Genomic DNA, 5628 nt, shown 5'->3' with positions numbered 1-5628 from the left:
AGGTGGTCCCACGCCTTCCCATCCCGAACAGGACCGTGAAACGCCTTAGCGCCGATGATAGTGCGGCATTCGCCGTGTGAAAGTAGGACACCGCCAGACGCCCCATACGAAAGCCCAGACCACAAGGTCTGGGCTTTTTGCTTTGTGCGCGTGTTATTTCCCTTGTTGAACGGCTTTGGCCATGGCCGCGATGTCGATGCTGCCCCAGCCTGTGGCGTAATCCCAGCCCTTCTTGGCCTTGAAGGCGCCATTATTACCGGTGGTGATGTCGTGGAAGACCTTCGCTTTGTTCTTGCCGAGACGATAGATCCAGTCGCCGGCAAAGCCCGCCTGGTTGTTGCTGAGCGATTGCATACGCGCCCAGATGCCGGTAAAGATCGGCGCCGATAGGCTGGTGCCGCCCCACAATTGCTGGTCGCCGCTGATCAGTACCTGCGCGCCGCTCTTCGGGTCGCCATCGAAGGATACATCCGGTGCACCGCGTTGGGTGGATGATCCGAGCACGCCGGACTTGGCTTGCCAATCCGGCGCCGTTTCCGTGCTGCTCGGCCCGCCGCCGCCGCCAGACCACGTGGATTCGCTATGGTAGCGGTCTTTGCGGTCTGTCGTCAGCGTGGTGCCGCCGACGGCAATGACGTACGGCGATACTGCCGGGTAGCTTTGGTTTGTGCCGCCGTCACCGCATTCGTCGGAGCCGGAGTCGCCGGAGGAGACGGAGAAGGTCTGTCCTTGTGCCATCGCCGTTTGGAAGATCTGATCCTCCGCGGCGGCGGAACCATCGTTTTGGGCATCGACTTCGCATTCGCCCAACGACACGTTGATGGCTTGCGCCTGATTGTCGCTAACCGCCTGGTTGAAGGCGGCGGTCAAGGCATCGTTGTCTAGCGTCGGCGCCACGTAAAACAGCAGCTGCTTCGCCTCGCCGCCCGCCGCGCCGAGACTGCTTTGGCTATCCATGTTCCACTCCGCCATGCCACTGGTATCGCTGCTTGGCGTGCCGGTCTGGATGACGTTGACCGGCACGTTCATCTGATGCTGTTGCTGGAAGGCTTGAAGATCAGCCAGCGTTTGCGTCAGATCGCCCTGAGCGATGATGCCGATAGTGGCTTGCGCTGCGGTCGGCGCCTTGCTGCCGTTGTAGATGGCCGAGAACGTATAGGGGTCATGGCCTGCGGTGCTGGAACCAAAGGTAGCGGGGTCCGCGCGTTGCGCCATGATGTGCGCCTTGTGCACGTTCTGCAGCCCCAGTACCGCCAGTACCGTGCCGCCGAGCGAGGCGGGGACTTGCGCGGCTTGGGTGTTGGCAAAGCGCGTTTGCCCATTTTGGGTGAACAGCCGGATCGGCGTATTGAAGGCGTGGCTTGCGCTGTCGGCGGTGCCTTCTGCGCGGATCAGCAGCCGGTTATCGGCGACCTGGATATTGCGGAAGCCCTGTTGCTGCAGGTAACGCACCACTTGGGCGACTTGGCTGTCCTGCGGCGCGTGCCGCTGCAGGAAGGCGGCTTGTGTGAGGTGCTGCGTGTGCGCCGGATCCGTCCGCATCTGTGCGATCTGCCGATCGAGCTGATCGCGGTTGCGCAGCTTAAGCGCCACCGTGATCTGGATCGGCATGCCTGGCTGAGCGGCCAAGGGCGCCATCAGCGTTGTCGGTACACGCGTCGCCTGTGTTTGTGTTGCCACCCAAGCCGTATTTGGTTGAGCCCAACTATGATTGCACAGTAAAAACGCGCCTAGCACGGTGCAGTACATTTTCTTGAGTTGGTTGTTTGCCATCTATTTCTCCGTTTTAGAATTGCGGCATTTTTTGCTTGCCGTTTTCTAAAATCTTCGGTTCGCCATTTTATATAAACTGGCCATTTTGTCAGACGGAGAATATAAAATATATTCTGAGTTTTTCTTGTAATTTAAATGACAATAAATTTATTATTTTCAATGTGTTGTGAATGCTTCTGTTCGTGGTGTCGCGCGTCGTGTAATATTGGACAGGTGTTCTGAATGGTTGGGCAGCGATAATATCCCTTTCCTTTTTTTGAATGTCGCCATGGGTCAAAGTCATTTAGTTGAATTAAGTTTGCCTGATTTTTCCTGCCTGCCGCGGCCGGTATTAATGCGCATCCAGCTGCGCCCGGAAAATTCGATCGTGCGGCCGCATCGTCATCCCTGGACGCAGTTTTTATATTGCAGCAAGGGCGTGATGTCGGTGACCACCGAAATCGGCAGCTATGTCATGACGCCTGACATGGGGTTGTGGATTCCACCGAACGTCGAGCATTCGGTGCAGATGGTGCAACCGATCCTGCAGGAAAGCCTGTACCTCGATGGCGCTGTCGGCGCGCGGCTGGCTGGCCGTGGCGGCGTCGTGAGCATGACCGGGCTCGTGCGCGAATTGATTCACGAGGCCGGCACCTTTCCGGTGGAGTACGATGAGGCGGGCGCGCCGGGGCGCTTGATCACGGTACTGTTGGATCAATTGGCCCTGCTGCCCGTCCGTGACGTGCTGCTGCCGTTTCCTCATGATGCCAGGCTGCAGGTCATTTGCCGGCAATTGATCGATGATCCGGGGTGCGAGCGTAGCCTGGACGAATGGGCCGAGCGTGCGGCGGCATCGAGCCGGACGCTTAGCCGGCTGTTCGAGTCGGAAACGGGGATGGGGTTTCGCGCCTGGCGGCAGCGTTTGCGTCTGCAACGGGCGATGATGCTGCTCGGTGAAGGGGCGCCGGTATCCCGCGTGGCAGTCGATGTGGGTTATACGTCGGCGTCAGCTTTCATCGTCGCGTTCAAGCGCTTTTTCGGTTTTTCGCCAGGCACGATCGGGCTTGGCGCCTAAGTCGGAACACGGCGCACTATATTCCTAAACATTATTATATTGATATATCTAATCGATTTTGCTTAGGATGGACCGCTGATTTAGATTTTAGGTAACGGTTGGTCCGTGTGGACCACGAATCAGGCAGGAATCCATGATAGAGCAAGATCGATTGACCCATCTGAAGCAGCTGGAAGCGGAGTCTATTCACATCATCCGCGAAGTGGCTGCCGAGTTCGATAATCCGGTGATGCTGTACTCCATCGGCAAGGACTCCGCCGTGATGCTGCATCTGGCGCTAAAGGCTTTCTACCCCGGCAAGCCGCCGTTCCCTCTGCTGCACGTCGATACCACCTGGAAATTTCGCGACATGATCGCTTTTCGCGACCAGCAGGTGGCGAAGCTGGGGCTCAAGCTCTTGGTGCACGTCAATCAAGAGGGCGTGGCGGCCGGCGTGAATCCTTTCGATCATGGCAGCGCACGGCATACCGACGTGATGAAAACTCAAGCGCTCAAGCAAGCATTGGACAAATACGGGTTCGATGCCGCCTTTGGCGGGGCGCGCCGCGATGAGGAAAAATCGCGCGCCAAAGAACGGGTCTATTCGTTCCGAGACCGTCAGCATCGCTGGGATCCCAAGAATCAGCGCCCCGAACTCTGGAATCTGTACAACGCCCGCATCAACAAGGGCGAAAGCATTCGCGTGTTTCCGCTGTCGAATTGGACGGAGCTCGATATTTGGCAATACATCTATCTGGAGAATATCGACATCGTGCCGCTGTATTTCGCTGCCGAGCGGCCGGTGGTGGAGCGCGACGGCATGCTGCTGATGGTTGACGACGAGCGCATGCCGTTGGCGCCGAATGAAGTGCCGCAAATGCGCAAGGTGCGCTTCCGCACCCTGGGGTGTTATCCGCTTACCGGCGCGATCGAATCGGATGCCGCCAGTTTGCCGGAGATCATTCAGGAGATGTTGTTGACCAAGACCTCCGAGCGTCAGGGGCGCCTGATCGATCACGATCAGTCCGGCTCCATGGAAAAGAAGAAGATCGCCGGCTACTTCTAGCCGCCCAGCCAATTGAAGCGAATGCCCATGTCACATCAATCCGAATTGATCGCGGAAAACATCCACGAATACTTGAAGCAGCACGAACAGAAGGATTTGCTGCGCTTCATTACCTGCGGTAGTGTCGACGACGGCAAATCGACCTTGATTGGCCGTTTGCTGCACGACTCCAAATTGATTTTCGAGGATCAACTGGCTGCGATCCAGCGCGACTCGCAGCGATACAATACGACCGACGACGACATCGATCTGGCGCTCTTGGTGGACGGCTTGCAGGCCGAGCGCGAGCAGGGCATCACCATCGACGTCGCTTACCGCTATTTTTCCACCGAAAAGCGCAAGTTCATCATTGCCGACTGTCCGGGGCACGAGCAATACACGCGCAATATGGCCACAGGCGCCTCCACCTGCGATTTGGCCGTAATTCTGGTCGATGCGCGCCACGGCATCCAGACGCAAACGCGCCGGCACAGCTATATCGTCAGCTTGCTGGGGGTGCGTCATGTGATCGTCGCCGTCAACAAGATGGATTTGCTTGGGTACGACGCCAAGGCATTCGATGCGATTCGGGAGCAGTATCGGCAGTTGGTCGCCGGCATGGATTTCTCGTCGCTGCATTTTGTGCCGATTTCGGCATTGCGCGGCGACAACGTTGTCGAGGCCAGCAAGCGGATGCCCTGGTATCAGGGCGAGACGTTGATGCAGCTGTTGGAGACGGTCGACTGCGACACGACGCAAGGGCTGGCGGCGTTTCGCCTGCCAGTGCAATGGGTCAACCGTCCCCATGCCGACTTCCGGGGATTTAGCGGAACGGTGGCGAGCGGCGACGTGCATCCAGGCGATGTGGTCCGTGTGCTGCCGTCCGGCCGCGAAAGCCGGGTGAAGGCGATCGTTACCGCCGATGGCGACTTGGCGCGCGCGCACACGGGACAGGCGATCACGCTGACATTGGCGGATGAAATCGATATCTCGCGCGGCGATATGCTGGTGCGCGCCGATCAGACGGCGCCGCAGGTGTCGGCGTCGTTTGACGCGCACGTGGTGTGGATGGCGGACGCCCCGCTCGCGCCTGGGCGCGAGTATCTGTTCAAGTTGGCGGGAAGGCAGGTGCCGGGCCGGGTCGAGCGGATTTTACATCGCATCGACGTGAATACCCATGAGGTCGCGCCAGCCGAACAGCTGGCGCTGAACGAAATCGGTTTGTGCCGGATACGGCTCGACGCGCCGGTGGTGTTCGATCCGTATCGTCTCTGCCGCCATACCGGCAACTTCATCATCATCGACCGCTTCAGCCACGCGACGTCCGCGGGTGGCATGATCGCGGCGGCGGCCGACGCCGATGGCGGCGCAGAGCGGGCATCGGCGCGATTTGATGCCTTCGCCGCCGATCTGTCGGCCGTGATCGCCAAGCACTATCCCGGCGCGGGGATCGTCGATCTGCCGGATTTGCTGGCGCGTCGCGGCGAACGCTGAGTCGGCGTAGGGTCTGTCGTCAGAGTATTCGGCGCAATGCCGCGCGTTGCGCGCCGATTGCGCCCTACGCAACGGGACACCCATTCGGGTAGGGTGTACTCGCCGAAGGCAGTGCACCGCCCCTTGCGACGATCCGCCCTAGTCCCCCTGATAACGGAGCGTGTGCGTGGCGCCGGCGTCAAGCGCCAACGCCTCGGTCAGCCAGGGCAGCGTCTCGGTCAGCGTTTCGGCCAGGGTCCACGGCGGGTTGATGATGAACATGCCGCTGCCGTGCATGCCAAAG

The 5628-nt window shown here is 59.4% G+C and carries 5 protein-coding genes; 3 read left to right on the top strand and 2 right to left on the bottom strand.

The window, feature by feature from the left end; all coding sequences use genetic code 11:
* Nucleotides 1-153 precede the first annotated feature (153 nt).
* Nucleotides 154-1638 carry a S53 family peptidase gene (locus JOZ06_RS13570; RefSeq protein WP_293233300.1) on the bottom strand — a complete coding sequence of 495 codons (1485 nt, stop codon included), beginning with the start codon at nt 1636-1638 and terminating at the stop codon, nt 154-156.
* Nucleotides 1639-2071: 433 nt separating this feature from the next.
* On the opposite strand from JOZ06_RS13570, the gene JOZ06_RS13565 reads away from it, so the two are divergent.
* From JOZ06_RS13565 to cysN, 3 genes are all read left to right on the top strand, one after another.
* Nucleotides 2072-2827: a helix-turn-helix transcriptional regulator gene (locus JOZ06_RS13565; RefSeq protein WP_293233298.1), complete on the top strand. Its 756-nt coding sequence runs from the start codon at nt 2072-2074 to the stop codon at nt 2825-2827.
* A gap of 133 nt (nt 2828-2960) precedes the next feature.
* Nucleotides 2961-3872 (top strand): sulfate adenylyltransferase subunit CysD, encoded by a 912-nt coding sequence (gene cysD / locus JOZ06_RS13560; protein WP_293233296.1) that lies wholly within the window; start codon nt 2961-2963, stop codon nt 3870-3872.
* A 27-nt stretch (nt 3873-3899) separates the two neighbouring features.
* A complete protein-coding gene (gene cysN / locus JOZ06_RS13555; RefSeq protein WP_293233294.1) occupies nt 3900-5345 on the top strand; it encodes a sulfate adenylyltransferase subunit CysN in 1446 nt (481 codons plus the stop codon).
* A gap of 138 nt (nt 5346-5483) precedes the next feature.
* On the opposite strand, the gene rlmJ is transcribed toward cysN, so the two are convergent.
* A partial coding sequence (rlmJ, locus tag JOZ06_RS13550) for a 23S rRNA (adenine(2030)-N(6))-methyltransferase RlmJ (RefSeq protein WP_293233302.1) occupies nt 5484-5628 on the bottom strand: 145 nt, incomplete at its 5' end.

The organism is Paludibacterium sp. (assembly GCF_019232825.1).
Classification (GTDB): Bacteria; Pseudomonadota; Gammaproteobacteria; order Burkholderiales; family Chromobacteriaceae; genus Paludibacterium.
This window is presented reverse-complemented; position numbering and strand designations above follow the sequence as displayed.

What these genes read in the sequence shown, in the direction of transcription:
- JOZ06_RS13570 (WP_293233300.1), bottom strand. Translation starts at nt 1,638, where the DNA reads ATGGCGCCCTTGGCCGCTCAGCCAGGCATGCCGATCCAGATCACGGTG.
- cysD (WP_293233296.1), top strand. Translation starts at nt 2,961, where the DNA reads ATGATAGAGCAAGATCGATTGACCCATCTGAAGCAGCTGGAAGCGGAG.
- cysN (WP_293233294.1), top strand. Translation starts at nt 3,900, where the DNA reads ATGTCACATCAATCCGAATTGATCGCGGAAAACATCCACGAATACTTG.